Annotated in this window: 15 protein-coding genes and 3 tRNA genes; 5 read left to right on the top strand and 13 right to left on the bottom strand. The window is 60.2% G+C overall.

Annotated features, from left to right (window positions below; translation table 11 throughout):
- The first annotated feature begins 269 nt into the window (after window positions 1-269).
- The gene (locus AWB64_RS13835; protein ID WP_060856146.1) at window positions 270-896 is read left to right on the top strand and encodes an SCO family protein; all 627 of its coding nucleotides are present in this window, start codon (window positions 270-272) and stop codon (window positions 894-896) included.
- Here the strand turns inward: AWB64_RS13835 and AWB64_RS13840 are convergent.
- The 6 genes from AWB64_RS13840 to uvrC all read right to left on the bottom strand — a co-directional run bounded on the left by AWB64_RS13840 (window position 893) and on the right by uvrC (window position 4,859).
- A complete protein-coding gene (locus tag AWB64_RS13840; RefSeq protein WP_060819785.1) occupies window positions 893-1,372 on the bottom strand; it encodes a GNAT family N-acetyltransferase in 480 nt (159 codons plus the stop codon). The two genes, AWB64_RS13835 and AWB64_RS13840, sit on opposite strands and share 4 nt — an antisense overlap.
- A gap of 104 nt (window positions 1,373-1,476) precedes the next feature.
- Window positions 1,477-1,550: transfer RNA gene (locus AWB64_RS13845), tRNA-Cys, on the bottom strand.
- A gap of 66 nt (window positions 1,551-1,616) precedes the next feature.
- A tRNA-Gly gene (locus AWB64_RS13850) sits at window positions 1,617-1,692 on the bottom strand.
- 59 nt (window positions 1,693-1,751) lie between these two features.
- A tRNA-Gly gene (locus AWB64_RS13855) sits at window positions 1,752-1,827 on the bottom strand.
- A 178-nt stretch (window positions 1,828-2,005) separates the two neighbouring features.
- Window positions 2,006-2,602, bottom strand: a complete 597-nt coding sequence (pgsA, locus tag AWB64_RS13860) for a CDP-diacylglycerol--glycerol-3-phosphate 3-phosphatidyltransferase (RefSeq protein WP_060819787.1) — start codon at window positions 2,600-2,602, stop codon at window positions 2,006-2,008.
- An 85-nt stretch (window positions 2,603-2,687) separates the two neighbouring features.
- Window positions 2,688-4,859: an excinuclease ABC subunit UvrC gene (gene uvrC / locus AWB64_RS13865; protein ID WP_060856147.1), complete on the bottom strand. Its 2,172-nt coding sequence runs from the start codon at window positions 4,857-4,859 to the stop codon at window positions 2,688-2,690.
- A gap of 169 nt (window positions 4,860-5,028) precedes the next feature.
- Here uvrC and earP point away from each other — a divergent pair, with 169 nt between their 5' ends.
- The 4 genes from earP (at window position 5,029) to AWB64_RS13885 (ending at window position 9,252) form a co-directional block, all read left to right on the top strand.
- Window positions 5,029-6,228 (top strand): elongation factor P maturation arginine rhamnosyltransferase EarP, encoded by a 1,200-nt coding sequence (gene earP, locus AWB64_RS13870; protein WP_082850490.1) that lies wholly within the window; start codon window positions 5,029-5,031, stop codon window positions 6,226-6,228.
- Between the two features lie 225 nt (window positions 6,229-6,453).
- A complete protein-coding gene (gene efp / locus AWB64_RS13875; RefSeq protein WP_060856008.1) occupies window positions 6,454-7,011 on the top strand; it encodes an elongation factor P in 558 nt (185 codons plus the stop codon).
- Window positions 7,012-7,275: 264 nt separating this feature from the next.
- Window positions 7,276-7,611, top strand: coding sequence for a BON domain-containing protein (locus AWB64_RS13880; protein ID WP_060856149.1), 336 nt, complete (start codon window positions 7,276-7,278; stop codon window positions 7,609-7,611).
- Between the two features lie 258 nt (window positions 7,612-7,869).
- Window positions 7,870-9,252: a sigma-54-dependent transcriptional regulator gene (locus tag AWB64_RS13885; RefSeq protein WP_060856150.1), complete on the top strand. Its 1,383-nt coding sequence runs from the start codon at window positions 7,870-7,872 to the stop codon at window positions 9,250-9,252.
- 85 nt (window positions 9,253-9,337) lie between these two features.
- On the opposite strand, the gene nagZ is transcribed toward AWB64_RS13885, so the two are convergent.
- The 7 genes from nagZ to lepB all read right to left on the bottom strand — a co-directional run bounded on the left by nagZ (window position 9,338) and on the right by lepB (window position 15,899).
- Window positions 9,338-10,342, bottom strand: a complete 1,005-nt coding sequence (gene nagZ, locus AWB64_RS13890; RefSeq protein WP_060856009.1) for a beta-N-acetylhexosaminidase — start codon at window positions 10,340-10,342, stop codon at window positions 9,338-9,340.
- A gap of 82 nt (window positions 10,343-10,424) precedes the next feature.
- Window positions 10,425-10,823 (bottom strand): holo-ACP synthase, encoded by a 399-nt coding sequence (gene acpS, locus AWB64_RS13895; RefSeq protein ID WP_060856010.1) that lies wholly within the window; start codon window positions 10,821-10,823, stop codon window positions 10,425-10,427.
- 7 nt (window positions 10,824-10,830) lie between these two features.
- Window positions 10,831-11,604 carry a pyridoxine 5'-phosphate synthase gene (gene pdxJ / locus AWB64_RS13900; protein WP_060856011.1) on the bottom strand — a complete coding sequence of 258 codons (774 nt, stop codon included), beginning with the start codon at window positions 11,602-11,604 and terminating at the stop codon, window positions 10,831-10,833.
- A 12-nt stretch (window positions 11,605-11,616) separates the two neighbouring features.
- On the bottom strand, window positions 11,617-12,552 hold the full coding sequence (gene recO, locus AWB64_RS13905) for a DNA repair protein RecO (RefSeq protein ID WP_060856012.1): 936 nt from the start codon (window positions 12,550-12,552) through the stop codon (window positions 11,617-11,619).
- Window positions 12,539-13,438 carry a GTPase Era gene (era, locus tag AWB64_RS13910; protein ID WP_060856013.1) on the bottom strand — a complete coding sequence of 300 codons (900 nt, stop codon included), beginning with the start codon at window positions 13,436-13,438 and terminating at the stop codon, window positions 12,539-12,541. The genes recO and era overlap by 14 nt, the downstream gene beginning before the upstream one ends.
- A 91-nt stretch (window positions 13,439-13,529) precedes the next feature.
- Complete coding sequence (gene rnc / locus AWB64_RS13915) at window positions 13,530-14,783, bottom strand: ribonuclease III (protein WP_060856014.1); 1,254 nt, start codon at window positions 14,781-14,783, stop codon at window positions 13,530-13,532.
- A gap of 222 nt (window positions 14,784-15,005) precedes the next feature.
- Complete coding sequence (lepB, locus tag AWB64_RS13920) at window positions 15,006-15,899, bottom strand: signal peptidase I (protein WP_060856015.1); 894 nt, start codon at window positions 15,897-15,899, stop codon at window positions 15,006-15,008.
- Between the last annotated feature and the right edge of the window lie 7 nt (window positions 15,900-15,906).

Genomic DNA, 15,906 nt, shown 5'->3' on the forward strand with positions numbered 1-15,906 from the left:
GCCGTGACGGACCGGAAAAGTGTGCGCATGTTACCGCGCTTTGCCGCTGCATCCGGACGTCCTTGCAAGCCGCACGCCCGCAAAATGGATTCGCAAGCCGGTGATCCGCCAGTCTGCGGCAAAACGTCTCGAACGTGCGCGCGGGACAGCAAGCGCACAGCAAGGCCCTCTATTCTGAGATAAAGTCGGCCCCGCATGACGTCGCGAAACATCTTGTGACGAATCATCCGGTCTGCCGCCTTCATGCATCCACTTTGTCCGAGTTGCACATGCCTTCCTGGTTCCAGTTTCAACGCCGCGGCCGCCTGCCCGCCTTGCTTGCCGCGCTGGTTTTCAGCGCCGCGCTTGCCGCGTGCTCGCATCCCGACACTACGCCCTGGAAACTGACCGACGTCAGTGGCCACCTTCCCGACCTTGACTTCCATCTGACCGACGATACCGGCAAACCCGCCACCGGCCAGTCGTTCGCCGGCAAGACCACGATCGTCTACTTTGGCTACACGCACTGCCCGGATGTCTGCCCGGAAACGATGGCGCGGCTGATGCAGGTCTTGCAGAAGCTCGGACCCGACGCTAAGAACACGCGCATTGCATTCATCACCGTTGATCCCGCACGCGATACGGCCGCTGCCCTGCACGAATACGTGCGTGCGTTCGACGCCGAACATGCAATCGGGCTGACGGGTACGGATGGGGAAATTGAGGGGCTGGCGAAGCGGTATCGCGTGGCTTATCAGATGGAGAAGCGCGATCCGTCGGGGGCTTACGACGTCACGCACAGTTCGGCCGTCTATATCTTCGATACCCACGGCCACGCGCGCCTGCTCGCGACCGAAATTGATTCCATCGATAACATCGCGAGCGATCTGCGCCGTGTGATCGATTCGACGTCCTAGCGCGGGCCGGCTTCGCGGCGCATCCAGATATGCGGAATGTCGTCCTCGAGATGAACGTCCGAGATGGGTTCGAAGCCGGAACTCGCGTAGAAGCGCTGCAAGTGAGCCTGGGCGTGCAGACGAATGGCGCGCCCGGGCCATTGCTGCGCAATGTGCTCGAGCGTGCGTTCGAGCATGGCCTGGCCTAACCCGATACCCCGAAACGGCGCCCGAGTGAGAACCCGTCCGATGCGAACGTCGCCGGTTTCATCGGGCGGAAGGACGCGCAGATAGCCGGCGAGTTCAGCGTGGGTCGTTTGACCAAGCACAAGCAGATGCCATGCATCGGTATCCTGACCGTCTATGTCGGCATACAAGCACTGTTGCTCGATTACGAACACTTCGCTGCGGGCCGCGAGCACGGTGTAAACATCGAATGCGTCAAGTTCGTTGAACGAGGCCCAGCGCCAATCGAATTCAGAGTAGAGGTTGGTCATGGATGCGTCTCACTTGAAGAAGTTTCGATGCCCGCGGATGGCTTGCAGACGCCATATCAAAAAGAAAAGCCCCGACCAAGTCAGGGCTTTTTCTTTTTGAATCCTGGAGGCGCGAGCCGGAGTCGAACCGGCCTAAACGGCTTTGCAGGCCGCTGCATAACCGCTTTGCTATCGCGCCAGAAGCGGGGACTACGTGAACTTTCCGGGCCACCAAACAAAAAGGGAAGCTTGGCTTCCCCTTTAGTGGAGCGGGAGACGAGGCTCGAACTCGCGACCTCAACCTTGGCAAGGTTGCGCTCTACCAGCTGAGCTACTCCCGCATCTTGCCTTGCACTGTACTGCCAGCTACCGGCTTACCATTGCCAGCAACCTCTGAATCTGGAGCGGGAGACGAGGCTCGAACTCGCGACCTCAACCTTGGCAAGGTTGCGCTCTACCAGCTGAGCTACTCCCGCATCTTGCCGACTTCTTCTGCCAATTTACTGCTTTTGTACTTCATCAGACGCTGCGTTGCGATGTTTTGTTTCGCGTGCATCCGACAGAAACGAGATTATGGAGAAGCCCAACTTTAGTGTCAAGAGCTTTGTATGTGCCCCATCACTTTTCGCCGTAATCAACTATGTCATCCATCGATCACAGCATGCCGCCGCGCTCACGAATCTGCGGCCATGCGAGTTTCATGTAATAGAGCATAGACCAGACCGTGAGGAACGCGGCAACATAGATCAACCAAAGACCCCACACGCGCGTATCGATAACGACAGGCGTGCCCGCAATCTTGAGCGGCCCGTAGAACAGCAACATGGGAATTGCAACCATCTGGCAAACGGTCTTGAATTTGCCAAGCGAATTCACGGCCACGCTCTTCGATGCCCCGATCTGCGCCATCCATTCCCGCAACGCTGAAATCGTGATCTCGCGTCCTACTATGACCAGCGCGATCACTGCGTTCAGCCGCATCAGTTGCACGAGGATCAGCAACGCGGCGGTGACCATGAGCTTGTCGGCCACGGGGTCGAGAAACGCACCGAACGCCGATGTCTGGTTGAGCTTGCGCGCCATATAGCCATCAAGCCAGTCGGTCAGCGCGGCGAGCACGAAGATGACCATGCCGACCAGGTTGCGATGGTCCGGGCTCATCATCATGTCCGGCAAATAGAAGACGCCCACGACGAGCGGAATCAGCACGATTCGCAGCCACGTCAGGAAAATCGGAAAATTAAACGGCATGGGCGTGACTCTTATTGAGAGGTGCCATTGTGCCGCGTCGACTTATATGTCACAAGCCGACGGGCCGGACGTCCGGACGTTGCGTTCAATGCAACTGCCGGTAGATCTGCTCGGCCAGCGCCTGCGATATCCCTTCCACGCTCGCGAGATCTTCCACGCTCGCCGCCTGCACGCCGCGCAATCCGCCAAAGCGCGACAGCAGCCGCTGACGCCGTTTTGCACCAATGCCCTCGAGCTCTTCGAGCCGCGACGTCTGCCGCGTCTTCGCCCGCTTCGCGCGCATGCCGGTAATTGCGAACCGATGCGCTTCGTCGCGGATCTGCGCGACCAGCATCAGCGCCGCGCTTTCCTTGCCGAGTTCAAGCGGCGTGCGGGTATCGGCGAAAATCAGGGTTTCAAGACCCACCTTACGCCCTTCTCCTTTCGCCACGCCAACCAGCATGCTGCGGTCGAGCCCCAGTTCGGCGAAGACTTGCCGCGCGATCTCGACCTGCCCCTTGCCACCATCGATCAACACGATATTCGGCAGGCGGCCGCCCGGCGGCGTGGGTTCGGCAACATCGGCGGCGTCCGATTGCGGCGCTTCGGACGGGTCCAGTTCAACCGGTTCATCCGAAGCACGCGCCGCGGCTTGCGCGACCATCTTCTCGTAACGGCGCGTGAGGACCTGGCGCATCGCGGCGTAATCGTCGCCGGGCGTGATGCCGGTGATGTTGTAGCGACGGTATTCCGCCGTCTGCATCTTGTGATGGTGATACACCACGCACGATGCCTGCGTGGCCTCGCCCATGGTGTGGCTGATGTCGAAACATTCGATGCGCAACTGCGCGAGATCGGCCATCTCGAGGCTCAGCGTATCCGCGAGCGAGCGCGTGCGCGCCTGTTGCGAACCTTGTTCGGACAACAGCCGCGCAAGGGCGAGCTTCGCGTTGGATTCGGCCATGGACAGCCACACGCGCTTTTGTCCCTGCGGCTGACGCAACAGCGTGACCTTGTGCCCGGCTTGCTCCATCAACAAATCCACGAGTTCGCGATTGGCCGGCGCGTGGCTCACGACCAGCACCGGCGGCACGCGATTACCAATGTAATGCTGCGCGATGAACGCCTCCAGCACTTCAGCCTCGAGCGCGCCCTGGCGCTGTGATTCGGTGGCCTGATCCGGCTGCGCCGCGCCTGTTTCCGCAATGTCATCCTGCATCTCGCCGGTCGTCGCATGCGCCTCGAAGTCCTGTTCCATCGACGCAAGCGTGCCGGGCGGCAATGCGATTTCGCCGGCGTTCGCGTCCACTTGCTCGATGACGATATGGCCGGCGCTCTCCGCGATGTCGTCATCGTCCAACCCGTCGGCCATGTCCTCAGGCATGGCGTCTTCTATGGCCAGCGCTGCTTCGACATGCGTCGGGAAATACGCCTTGTCGCCGAGATGACGGCCACCGCGCACCATCGCGAGGTTCACGCAGACCTTGCCGCCCAGCGCCGCGACCGCGAGGATATCGACGTCGTTGTCACCGCCCACTTCTATCGCCTGCTGATGCAGCACGGTGGAAAGCGAGCTCATTTGGTTGCGCACGGCGGCGGCCTGCTCGAACTTGAGATCGGCGGCGAACGCGTGCATTTTCTGCTCGAGTTCCTTCATCACTTCGCCCTGCCGCCCAAGCAGGAAACGCGATGCGTTCGACACATCGCGCGCGTAATCTTCTTCATCGATCAAACCAACGCACGGTCCCGTGCATCGTCCGATCTGATGCAGCAGGCAAGGCCGCGTGCGATTGGTGAAGACGGAGTCCTCGCACGTGCGCAGCTGGAACACGCGCTGCAAAATCTGGATACTCTCGCGCACGGCCCAGGCGCTCGGGAACGGACCAAAGTATTGGTTCTTCTTGTCCACGCTGCCGCGGTAATACGCCATGCGCGGAAACTTGTGCCCGGTCAGCTTGAGATAGGGATAAGACTTGTCGTCGCGAAACAGGATGTTGTAACGCGGCGTGAGCGCCTTGATCAGATTATTCTCAAGCAACAGCGCTTCTGCTTCGGATCGTGTGACGGTCGTTTCTATCTTTCGAATCCGCGTCACCATCATCGCGATGCGCGGCGAAAGCAGCGTCTTCGTAAAATAGCTCGACACACGCTTTTTCAGGTCGCGCGCTTTCCCGACGTACAGCACGTTGCCGTTTTCGTCGTAGTAGCGGTACACGCCCGGCAGGTGCGGCAACTGGGCCAGGTTCTTTTTAGGGTCGAAAACGTCGGATTCGGTCATGCAGGAATGATATGCGGGGAGTTCGTCTGGCGGCCTCTGGACCGGCGCGGTTGACTTGAAAACGCGCATGACGCGCGAATCGTTATCCTCAAAAATGCCAGTTTAGTGCAAACCACACTCAGGCTCGTTGTTCACCATCGATCAGCGGTTCGTCGCCGCTCAAGCACTCATGCCGCCTTCATCGCAACATTCTCCGGGGCTCGCCGGTAACGAGAGCCACCCGAGCAACACCGCCAGCGATATCGCGTGCGATATTTTTTGCGAAGTCATCGACAACTTTGGCGATATCGGCGTCTGCTGGCGGCTCGCGCGCCAGCTCAAGGCGGAGCATGGCTGGCAGGTGCGCCTTTTCGTCGATGACCTCAAGGCCTTTCACGCGCTCTGTCCCGCCGTGGACGCTGCGCTCGCGCGCCAGGAGGCCGAGGGCGTGATCATCGAGCACTGGCATGCGCCCACGCACGCGGGCGACACGCTGCAGATCGCCGATGTGGTGATCGAAGCGTTCGGCTGCGAGTTGCCCGCCATCTACGTCACCGCAATGGCACGCCGCGAGCGCAAGCCTGTATGGCTGAACCTGGAATACCTGAGCGCCGAGGACTGGGTCGCGGATTTCCACTTGCGGCCGTCGCCGCATCCTCGTTATGCGATCAACAAGACGTTTTTCTTTCCGGGCCTCGGCGCGGGAACGGGCGGCGTGCTGAAGGAACGCGCACTCGATACCGCGCGCGAGACATTCCAGCGCGAGGCGTGGTGGCAGGAACGTGTCGGTACTGCCGCGCCCGAATCCGCAACGACCGTCATCTCGCTGTTCGCGTATGAAAATCCAGCCATCGATTTATTGCTGGAGCAGTGGCGCGATTCCGCTGCGCCTGTGGTCTTGCTGGTGCCGGAGGGGCGCATATCGGGCGCGGTCGCACGCTTTTTCGGATTGCGTGGTTTCGCGGCGGGATCGAAGGCGCAAAGCGGGTCAATAACGGCCTATGCGCTGGGTTTTGTCGAGCAGCCGCTCTTCGACGCCTTGCTGTGGGCCTCCGATATCAATTTCGTGCGCGGCGAGGATTCCTTCGTGCGGGCGCAATGGGCGCAAAAACCTTTCGTCTGGCATATTTATCCGCAGGCCGACGACGCGCATCTGCCGAAGCTCGACGCCGCGCTCGCGCACTACGCAAACGGCTTGCCGGATGGGGCGCGAACGTCGCTGGAACGGTTCTGGCATGCCTGGAACGGCGTGGGCACGCCCGACTGGTCCGATTTCTGGGGGTATCGCGAGGTTCTGGAGCAGCGCGCCGCCGATTGGGCGCAAGAACTGGCGCGCATCGGCGATCTGGCTGGAAATCTGGCGGAATACGCGAAATCTCAGTTAAAATAAGCGGTTATCCAACGGCTTACAGTTCGGAACACGTGCAAGGCACAGCGAAGGCACAAGCGGCGCACGGTTCCGGGCGGATTCCACGGTGGATGGGTGAAAAGCGCCCAGGCGCGCGGTATGGCGTGGGATGGAATAGGCAGGATATCCGCAGCATCCAACTCTCAAAGCCGGCCGCCAACACCGCAGCGATCAGGCTCACATTTTCGTACAGGACAGTTTTTCAATATGAAGACCGCACAAGAACTCCGCGTCGGCAACGTCGTGATGATCGGCAGCGATGCCATGGTCGTGCAGAAAGCCGAATACAACAAATCCGGCCGCAATTCGGCCGTCGTGAAAATGAAGTTCCGTAACCTGCTCTCCGCAGGCAACATGGAATCGGTGTACAAGGCGGACGACAAGTTCGACGTCGTCCAGCTCGACCGCAAGGAAGTGACGTACTCGTATTTCGCCGATCCCATGTACGTGTTCATGGACGCGGACTACAACCAGTTCGAAGTCGAAGCCGACATGATGGGCGACGCCCTGCACTACCTCGAAGACGGCATGCCGTGCGAAGTGGTGTTCTACAACGAGAAAGCCATCTCGGTCGAACTGCCGACCACGCTGGTGCGCGAGATCATCTACACGGAACCGGCTGTGAAGGGCGATACCTCGTCGGGCAAGGTGCTGAAGACGGCCAAGCTCACCACGGGTTTCGAACTGCAAGTACCGCTTTTCTGCAATATCGGCGACAAGATCGAAATCGATACGCGCACGAACGAGTATCGCAGCCGCGCATAGGCGTTGCAGCGCATCTAGCGCCGCGTCGGAAGTTAGAAAAAGCGCCCCAAAGGGCGCTTTTTCTTTTTGCTGAACATTCTTGCCAATTCAGGCAAACTTTACCGCTCCGTATCTCTAAATTACGATAGAAACCTCTCGCGACATGCAAGGCGCGCTGCTAACTACCTGATTCGTCTACCACACACTGATGGCATGAAACCTGCTCTGATTGATATGACCGCGTAATGTATGCGCGGAATTTTTCAACTTCCGACACAAGAAAAAATGCCCAATACCAAAGCCACGTTTGCCCGCCTTGTCCTTGCTGCTGTTTGCGCGGTTCCCGCGATTGCCATTACCGCCGGATGTTCGTCGACGCCTACCCATGAATCGGCCGGCGAATACACCACCGATACCGCGCTGACCACGAAGGTGAAAACGGCGCTGCTGGAAGATCCAGGCCTGAAGTCATTGTCGGTGAGCGTCAAGACGTATCGGAGCGAAGTGCTGTTGTCGGGTTTCGTGGACTCGCCGAATCAGATTCAGAAGGCGGTTTCGGTCGCGCGTGGAGTAGAAGGCGTGCAGTCCGTCAAGAACGACCTGCATGTGAAGCCGCAATAAGAACCAAAGCAGCGGCGCTTGCGTGAGCGGACCGGCTTGTAAGCCGGCCGCGCCACGCGGAATCAGTATTGAGCGTTAGCAGGACGAAGACCCGCCGGTGTCATGCGATGAGCGGAATGTAAGCGTCGAGCCAATCTGAGTTCGAAGCGCGAACGTCCGGCGCCGCCACCGCCAGGTATCGAGACGTTTGCCGGGGATCGCCATCGGGGTGATTGGCCACGAACGTCATTCAGACCCATTTAACACGCCGTGTCCGCCATGCCACACGCTTTGATTGTCGAAGACGATCCGAACAGCCTTTCCGGCTTGTCCGCCATTCTCGCGGCCGATGGTTTTTCCGTCGATACCGCGACCACGCTCGCCGAGGCGCGCTCCGCCCTGACGCGCTTCATCCCGGATGTCGTGCTCGTCGACTTGAATCTGCCTGACGGCAGTGGCCTCGACCTGCTGCACAATCTGCCTGCACAACCGCCCGGCGGCGCATTGCCGGTCATCGTGATGACGGGCAATGCAACCGTGGAAAGCGCTATTGAAGGCTTGCGGCAAGGCATCTGGGATTACCTGCTCAAGCCGGTGAATATTCCACGCCTGCGCAGCTTGCTCGCGCGCATTCCGCGTCCGTACGAACTCACCGAAGAAGTCGGCGCACTGCGCAGCACGCTGCGCGAACTCGGCCACTTCGGCAGCATGCTCGGACGCAGCCCCGCTATCCAACATGTCTACGACCTGATCGAACATACCGCGCCAACGGAAGCCGCCGTGCTGATCTGCGGCGAAGCGGGCACTGGCAAGAAGGTCGCGGCCCGCACGCTGCACGACATGAGCCGGCGGCGCAAAGGTCCGTTCGTTTCGTTCGATTGCGCCGCGTCCAGCGACATGGGCGCGCGTTCGATGGAAAGCCTGATGTTCGGCCACGAGCGCGGCGCGTTCGCCGGTGCGGAAAACCGCGAACCGGGTTTGCTCGAACAGGCTGGCGGCGGCACCTTGTTCCTCGATCAACTCGATGCATTGCCAATCGCCCAGCAGGAAGCGCTGTTGCGTGCGCTCGATTCGCAGACGTTCATGCGCGTTGGCGGCAGTAACAAGATCGTCACGGATTTCCGGCTGCTGGCGTCGACCAGAATGTCGCCGAAAGACGCCGTCGCCGAGGGCAAGCTCCGCGAGGATCTGTTCCAGCGTTTGAATGCGTCGTCGATTGCGATGCCGCCCTTGCGCGATCGTGGCGACGATATAGCGCTGCTCGCGGAGCATTTTGTCTACGAGCTCAATCGCGAAAATCACGTGAGCGGCATTACAAGCGGCGCGCCCAAGCGCGTGAGTCCGGATTTCATCCGTGAATGCCTTGCGGCGGAATGGCCGGGCAACGTGCGCGAACTGCGCGAGCGGGTCCGGCGCGCGTATCACGCATCCGGCGATGTGATCGAAACCCTTCGCGCCGATGAACAGACGAGCGCAGGTGGGCGCGGCCTGAACGGCACCAGCGTTCAGGTCACGGTGGGAACCGCGCTCGCCGATGTGGAGGACATGCTGATCCGGGCAACGCTCGAAGCAGTTGGCGGCACGCGGCATAGGGCCGCGACGCTGCTTGGGATCAGCCCTAAGACGCTTTACAACAAGCTGCAGCGCATGAAGCTGGAGTGATCCGGACTAATTCGTTTGAAAAAAAGCCGGTGGTTTCTTCGCAGAAATCACCGGCTTTTGCATTCGCACATCAACAATGTACGTCTTAGCCCAACGCCTTTTTCACCAGCGCCACCGCCTGCTGATATTCGACTTGCGACATCAGCTTGTTCCAGCGCCAGGCGTGTCCTCTTGGCCGCATCCGCTTCAACCGCGTCTGCGATGCCTTCGTCTGCTGGAATGTCAGCCGGTCCAGCACCTTTTCAGCTTCTTCCGGCTGGTTGCAGATCAGCACCATGTCGCATCCAGCCGTCAGCGCTGTGGTCGCGGCTTCGGTCAGCGTGCCACCGGCGCGCGCGGCTTCCATCGAAAGGTCGTCGCTGAAGATTGCGCCGTTGAAGCCTAATTTGCCGCGCAAGATATCCTGCAACCACACGCGCGAAAAACCGGCGGGTTTTTCATCGACTTGCGGATAGATCACGTGCGCCGGAATCACCGAAGCCAGCGACATGCCCAGCCAGTCGTACGGCTTGGTATCGGCGGCGAGGATGTCTTCGAGCGAGCGATCGTCCACCGGCATGGCGACATGCGAATCCGCCGATGCAAATCCATGCCCCGGAAAATGCTTGCCGCAATTCGCCATGCCCGCGAGCGCGAGGCCGTGGTTCAGGCTCTTGGCGAGCACGGTCACCACCCGCGGATCGCTGTGCAGCGCACGGTCGCCGATCACCTTCGAATGCCCGTAATCGAGGTCGAGCACGGGCGTAAAACTCATATCGATACCGCACGCCCGCAACTCCGCCGCCAGCACATAACCGAACGCGGTCGCGGTTTTCGTCGCGAGCAGAACGTCACGGTCCCAGAGCGCGCCGAGCTTGCCCGGCGCCGGCAGGACGGTGAAGCCATCGGTGCGAAAGCGCTGCACACGGCCGCCTTCGTGATCCACGGCAATCAGGATGTCGTCACGCACCGCGCGAATCGCGTCGGTCAGCGCGGCGAGTTGCGTGCGATCCTGAAAGTGCCGCGTGAAAAGGATGATGCCGCCAGTCATCGGATGGTCGATACGGCGGATGTCGGCGTCGGAGAGCGTGGTGCCGGCCACGTCGAGCATGACCGGGCCGGGAGTGCGTTTTAAAGAGTTCAAATTGAAAGAGACAAAGTCAGGGGTTTAAGTAGTCTTGGCGCTCGGGCGCTCAGGTATTGGTTTCCGCGATCACGAATGACACCGCGTAGTCGCGTTCATCGGTGATCGTGACCTGTGCCGTAATGCCGCGTGCTGCTAGCCATTCGGCGAGTTCGCCCGATGCCACCACGATCGGCTTGCCGCTTGGTTCGTTGAGCGTCTGGACTGCGCGCCAGGTCATTGGCCAGTGCATGCCCAGGCCGATCGCCTTGGAAAACGCTTCCTTGGCCGAGAAACGCGTGGCGAGAAACGCGAGGCCGCGCACTTCGGAGCGCGCCTTGCGGGCATGATAGACGCGCAGTTCGTCCGCGCCGAGCACCTTTTCGGCGAAGCGCCCTTTCGTGCGCTCCATCACGCCCGCGATGCGGCTTACCTGAACGAGATCCGTACCGATTCCATAGATCGCCATGGCGGGTTTATCGCGAAGATGTGGCGGCTAGGCGCGACGCCACCATGATCGCCTTCATTTCGCGCACGGCGTTATCCCAGCCGGCGAAGATCGCGTGCGCAACAATTGCATGACCGATGTTCAACTCCACAATGCCTTCGAGCGCCGCGATTGGCTGCACGTTCGTGTAGTGCAAACCATGCCCCGCATTCACCTTCAGCCCAAGCGAGTTGCCAAAATCGACGCTGCGCGCCACGCGCTCGAATTCCTTTTGCTGCGTGGCTTCGTCGTGCGCTTCGGCGTAGCAGCCCGTATGCAGTTCGATCACCGGCGCGCCCGATTCATACGCCGCGCGGATCTGGGTTTCATCGGCGTCGATAAACAGCGACACTCGCGCGCCCGCTTGCCTCAATTGCTCGCACGCGGCTTTCACCGCGTTGAACTGGCCGGCGACGTCGAGCCCCCCTTCCGTGGTCAGTTCCTGGCGCTTTTCCGGCACGAGACACACGTCGTGCGGACGAACGCCGCACGCTATGTCCAGCATCTCCTGCGTGACCGCGCATTCGAGGTTCATCCGCGTCTTGAGCAACGGACGCAGCGCGTGCACGTCGGCATCGAGAATATGGCGGCGATCTTCCCGCAAATGCAGCGTGATGGCGTCAGCGCCCGCTTCTTCAGCCTGGAGCGCGGCGCGGACAGGATCGGGATAGTGCGTGCCGCGCGCGTTGCGCAGCGTGGCGACGTGATCGATGTTGACGCCCAGATCGATCACATTCGCGGGCGACGAAAGAAAGAAGCTCATGGATTTGGCAGCTCAGAGATTTTGCAGGTCGATCAGGATTTGACGGGTGGCGAGCGGCGTCCCGCCAAGGTACACGTTCAGCAGAAAGCGCATCAGCGTCTTGCTTTGCGCGGCCGTCTGCGGGCGGCCGTATTCGTCCTTCTCCATATCGAGAAGCGTCTGACCCGCGATCACGGGCCATTGCGACGGGACATCGTCCGACGCTTCGCGCACGCCGCGTTCCGGATCGAACACATATTTCTGCCCGGCCACAACTGGCTGGCGCGTGATGGTCTTGTTGAGCGCCATTGCGTAACCGGTTTCGCGCAACAACACGCGCTCGAACGATCGCAGCGCGTGCAACGCCGGCTCGCCGTGCGCAAGACGCGACAACGTCAACACGTAATGATTGAACAGCGCCGGATGCGCGTCCTCGCGCGCGCAGAACTTGACGAGCAGTTCGTTGACGTAAAAACCGCAGAGCAACGCGTCGCCGGCAAGCGGCAACATGCCGCCGACCCATTCCGCTTGCGTCAGGGTACGGACTTCGCCCTTCCCGGTCCACGATAAACCCAGCGGCTGGAACGTTTGCAGCACGCCGCGCAACGCGGAATGCGGCCGTTTTGCGCCCTTGGCGACGAGCGCCACGCGGCCATGATCGCGGGAAAACACGTCGAGAACCAGGCTCGTTTCCCGATACGGATAGCTGTGCAGCACGAACGACGGCTGCTCCGCGATACGAAAGTCCGAGCGCGGCGCGGCGCGCGGCGGCTTGGGTGGTCTGGCTTGCCTGGGTTCTTTGGGTTCTTTTGGCGCAGCAGGTTGGGCTGGCGTTTTTGCCGAAGCAGCACGCGTCCCGCGCTTCTTTGGCGCGGGCGTTGCAGACTCGCCGACGCTGAAGTTATCGTCAGCGAGCGGATCGGAGTCGGCGTTGGAAGACTGGGTCATCCACGCGTCATTCGTACCCATAGGCGCGCAGTCCCGCTTCGTTGTCCGCCCAGCCGCTCTTCACCTTGATGAAGGTTTCGAGGTACACGGGGCCGTCGAAAAGCTTCTCCATGTCGAGGCGCGCCTCGGTGCTGATCTGCTTCAGCTTGGCGCCCTTCTGGCCAATGATCATCGCCTTGTGGGTATCGCGTTCCACGAGAATGGTCGCGAAAATCCGGCGCAGCCGACCTTCGGTTTCCCATTTGTCGATCATCACCGTGCTTGTGTACGGCAATTCGTCGCCTGTCCAGCGGAACACTTTTTCACGCAGAATTTCGGCGGCGAGAAAACGCTCGCTGCGATCGGTCAGATCGTCTTCGCCATAGATGGGCGAACCCTCCGGCAAATACGGCTTCACGACTGTCATCAGACGCGCGATGTCGTCAGGATGCTTCGCGGTCATCGGCACGATTTCCTTGAAGTCGTGCAACGCGCTCATTTTCTGCATGAACGGGAACAGCGTCTCTTTGTCGGTGACGTGATCCAGCTTGTTCGCAATCAAAAGGCACGGCGTGTCGTTCGGAATCAGGTCGAGCACCTTCTGGTCGTCAGGGCCAAAACGGCCGGCTTCGATTACGAACAGAATGGCATCGACCGCCGTCAGCGTGGACGTCACCGCGCGGTTCAGCGAGCGGTTCAGCGCGCCGCTGTGCTTGGTCTGGAAGCCGGGTGTGTCGACGAAAATGTATTGTGCGTCCTCGAGCGTATGAATGCCGGTGATCCGGTGCCGCGTGGTCTGCGCCTTGCGCGACGTGATGCTGACTTTCTGTCCGACGAGCGCGTTCATCAAGGTCGATTTGCCGACGTTCGGCCGGCCGACGATCGCGACCATGCCGCAGCGGAAACCAGGGGGAGTGGGAGCGTTCATAGATGTTTGCAGCTACAGATTCGTTGGGACGCGTGGCGTCGGGAGTATGCGATTGGCCGGCGCGTTAGCTTCGGATTCAGCTTCAGCGCGGTCAATGGCCTGTGTCGGCCGCGCGTGCGACGTTTTCGTCGACGCTCGCTTCCGCGTGCGCCTCAACACTTTCCTCGGCCACGCCGCTCTTCTGAGCCACGACGGAAGCCTCTTCGCGCTGAGATGCGGATTTATCGATGACCGGCGATTCCGTTGCCGACTTGTTTGACGGCTTTGCCGCAGTCTTTTCGGCGCTTTTTTCCACCGGGTTATGCACAGGATTATCCACCGCCTGTGGTGGAGTGGGAGCTGGTTGTTTATCGGCGGTTTTATCGGCGTTTTTGTCGGCCCGTTCCGCCCGATGGATCGTCGTGCGCTCGGCTTTCTCCAACGCCGCGGCCGTTCCCGCCGATGACTCCACATGCGACGCACGAATCACAGCCAGCGGCGCGGTGGCCGGGCGCTCGGAATCGTTATGCGTACCGCTGGCGCCGTTGGCCGCACTCGCGCGCGCACGCTCACGCCGGTCAGGCGCCCGGAGATCCAGCGCAGCCTGAACACCGGTCACGCCGGGTACGACTTCCTGTTCCGCAAGCTTCGCCGCGCGAGCGCCCTTGCGCTTCGGCTTCGTCGTGAGCGCAGGTGTTGCAGAAGCAAGCTCGTCCAGCGCTTTCTTCGCCGCGGCCTGTTCCGCTGCACGGCGGCTTGCGCCCGAACCGGATACTTTCACGTCGAGCTTCGGCACCGTGCATTCCACTTCGAACTGCTGGTTGTGCGCAGCCCCGTGTGTCGCGACGACGGTATAAGTCGGCAACGCGATCTTGTGGCCTTGCAGGTATTCCTGCAGCAGCGTCTTGGCGTCCTTGCCGATGGTGCGTGGATCGATGTGATCGAGAATCGGCGTGTAGAGCCGTTTGATGACCTGAAGCGCCGCGTCGAAACCGCCATCCAGGAAAACCGCGCCGAAGATGGCTTCCAGCGTATCGGCCAGGATGGATGGGCGGCGAAAGCCACCGCTGCGCAGTTCCCCTTCGCCCAGCCGCAAGGCCTCCGAGACGTTGAGCGCCTGTGCAATCTCATAAAGCGACTGCTGCTTGACCAGATTCGCGCGAACGCGAGAAAGATCGCCTTCGTCGAGTTTTGCGAATCGTTGGAACAAAAGCGCAGCCACCACGCAATTTAGAACGGAATCTCCAAGAAATTCGAGTCGTTCATTGTGCGTGGCACTGTGACTGCGATGGGTCATCGCCTGGCGCAGCAATTCCGCATTGCGAAATTCGTACTGAAGCCGGCTTTCCAACGGGGTTGAGGGCATGGGCAGAGTATAACGCGGGCGCCGGAGCGGACGATTCCGGCTGAAAAACAGAAAATCGAAAATAAAACCGATACGGCAAGCACACGTTAGCCGCGTTTCTTCGTGCTGTTTCTAGCGGCCAACGTAGCGTGTCATGCAGCGTGTTCAAACGCGTTCATTAATGAATACGCCGCGTATTCCCGCGGCGTAGTAGTCGAACCATTTATACAAGATTGACGCGCTTCAATGGAATGAACCAATGCGCTTCAAACTGCTGAAGTTCATCCAGATAAAGAAGGCGCGGCCGACAATATTCGCATCGGGCACAAAACCCCAATAGCGGCTGTCCGCACTGTTGTCGCGATTGTCGCCCATCATGAAATAGCTGCCGGGCGGCACCTTGCAGATCACGCCCTGCGCGTTGTAGTTGCAATTGTCGCGATTCGGAAAATCGTCCGCGCCAATAACAAACGGCGGCACTTGCGCGTTGTTCAGAATGGCATTCTTGCGGCCATCCAGATCTTCTTCAAACTGCTTTGCATAACCAATACGTTCGTCATCGAAATAATCAGGCAACGGAGTTTCGGGAACCGCCTTGCCGTTGATGGTCAGCTTCTTGTCCTGATACGCGACGGTATCGCCCGGAAGACCAATCACGCGCTTGATGTAATCCACCGATTCGTCTTTCGGATAACGGAACACCACGACGTCACCGCGCTTGAGCGGCGTACCGCTGGTCAGCTTGGTGTTGCTGATGGGCAGGCGCAAACCGTATTCGAATTTATTGACCAGAATAAAGTCGCCCACCAATAACGTCGGCACCATTGATCCAGACGGAATCTTGAACGGCTCGACTACAAACGAACGCACGACGAAAACCACGAGAATGACCGGAAAGAAACTCGCCGAATATTCCAGATACCATGGCTGGCGAAGTTTCTCGTCGCGCAGGCGAGCGCGCGTTTGCGGCGCGTGTTCGTCGGCGAAACGCGGTTCGAGGCGTGCCTGCTGCTTGTCGAATTCGGCTACCGCTGCATCCGCCGCGCGCCGCCGTTGCGGCTCGAATACCAGTTTATCGAACACCCACGCGATCCCCGTCAAAATGACGAGTACCAAAAGAATCAACGCAAAATTCATCAATCGT

The organism is Caballeronia sordidicola (assembly GCF_001544455.2).
Classification (GTDB): Bacteria; Pseudomonadota; Gammaproteobacteria; order Burkholderiales; family Burkholderiaceae; genus Caballeronia; species Caballeronia sordidicola.